Here is a 1,975-nt window from a genome sequence, read left to right as displayed (position 1 = left end):
CCTCCCGGGCCTCCCGGGCCTCCCGGGCCTCCCGGGCCTCCCGGCCCTCCCGGGCCTCCCGGGCCTCCCGGCCCTCCCGGGCCGGCCTGATCGGCCCCTAACGGCCCGGGCGACCGGCTGTATGCCGTGGCTGCCGGGCACGGGCGGGACCTCATCGGACGGCGCTCCGGCGCATGCCCGCCGACGCCCGGGCGGGCGGCAGGGGTTCGGGATGCCCCCAACCCCCTGTCACCCGCCGACGGCGTGGTCTCCGTCGCGCACGGAACCGCCGCCCGAGGGCCCGCCCCCGTGCTGCCTCGAGGAGATCGTGCTGCTCGCCACCGCCCGAGCACGGCCCTCGCGCTCCGCCGTGGACGAGCGCATCCGACCGGCCCGGGCCCTGATCGCTGCCGACCCGGGTGCGCCGCGCACCGAACGCTCCCTCGCCGAAGGCCTCCCGCTCTCCCCGTCCCGTTTCGCGCCCCTATTCATCGAACGGCTCGGCCTCTCCCCGATGACGGCGTTGCGCGAGGCCCGATTGCGCCACGCCGCACGGCTTTTTGATGCCGGACCCGGAATTCCCGGGGCCCGTACCGAGTTGACTGACTTTTCGTCAAGTCCTCGGGGATCACAGGAAAACGAAAGTGAGGAGGTCTCTTGTTCGTGCTCGGCGACCTGTGCGAAGGTGTCACCGTCAGCGCGCGGACCATTGCCTTTGCTGTGGCGCGCACCGGCGTCGTTGGAGCGCCACCCGCTTCAAAAGAGCCTGGTTGGGTGGGCGTCCGGCATGCCGGATATCCTCCCGTGGATACTCCCAGCATGCTGTGGGCCGGGCGTGCCTCAATTGGTATGTACTAACAACTTCCGCGTGGGTGTTGGAGGAACGTGGACGTGAAAGACGGGGTCCAGCAGAATTCCCCCGGACCCGTTCTGTCGTACGGTGTGACGGACGAACAGCTCGCCGCCGAACTGAAGAAGTCCGCCGGGAAGAGGCCCGTCCACCATCCGGTCGGCGAACTGCTCGGCCGGCACTGGGAAGCCGCCTTCTCCTACGCCCGGCTGTGCGCGGACGGGGCGCATCCCGCCGGAATGCTCACCACGGCCGCATTCACCCGGCTCTTCGAGGAATCCGCGCGGCAGGGGGGACCGACGGCCGCGTGGCGGCCCCAACTGCTCGTGACGATACGGCGCCTTGCGGGGGAGTGGGGCACCGACCACCGGCGCGAGCTTCTGCGCCCATCCCTGCGCCCCGCCCTCGGCGGCGGCGAGCGCGTCGCCGCGCGGCTGCTGCCGCCGGAGAACCGGCGGCTCGTGTCCCGTGCCTTCCAGCGACTCGCCCAGCCGGCCCGCTGCCTGCTCTGGCATGTCGAGGTCGAGCGCGAGGAGCTCGCCCAACCCGCCGCCCTGCTCGGGATCGGCACCGAGGACGCCGCGGTGAAGCTGGAGCGAGCACGCGAACTGCTGCGAGAGGGCTGTCTGGACGCCCACCGTGAGTCGGCCCCCGACGAGGAGTGCCGGCGCTACGCCCGACTGCTGGACGTGTCCCTGCGCCGTGGCGACAGCGTCCTCGACCCGCATCTGCGCCTCCACATGGACGGCTGCACCCACTGCTACAACGCCGCCGAGCAACTGGAGGGCTTCCACGACCGGCTGCCCCTGCTCCTCGCCGAAGGCGTGCTCGGCTGGGGCGCCCAGGCCTACCTCGACGCGACGGCCACGCGGAGCAGTACGACGGGCGCGCGGAGCAAGGAGGCGGAGCAGCCGGCGGCGCCCATGACCGTGCCCGTCGGGGGCGAACCTCTGATCGACCCGGCCGATGCGCGTCGATCCGCGGTCGGGGAACCACCGGCGCCCGCGGACCCGGCCGCTTGGGGCGAGCGTTCTCACGACTCCATGGCGGCGGACGCACCCGGCAGCGGCCCCAGCCGTGGCGCGCACGCCGCGTCGGCCGCTCCGGGGCCTCGCTCCGGCGCCGCGCACAGGGCCCGCCGACGCC

Annotated in this window: 1 pseudogene; it reads left to right on the top strand. The window is 73.2% G+C overall.

Going from position 1 to position 1,975, the window contains the following annotated elements:
* Positions 1-870 precede the first annotated feature (870 nt).
* Positions 871-1,975, top strand: a pseudogene (locus AAW14_RS39215) (hydrolase); the annotation flags it as partial.

Origin of the sequence: Streptomyces hygroscopicus (assembly GCF_026168105.1) — a bacterium.
GTDB lineage: Bacteria > Actinomycetota > Actinomycetes > Streptomycetales > Streptomycetaceae > Streptomyces > Streptomyces hygroscopicus_D.
This window is presented reverse-complemented; position numbering and strand designations above follow the sequence as displayed.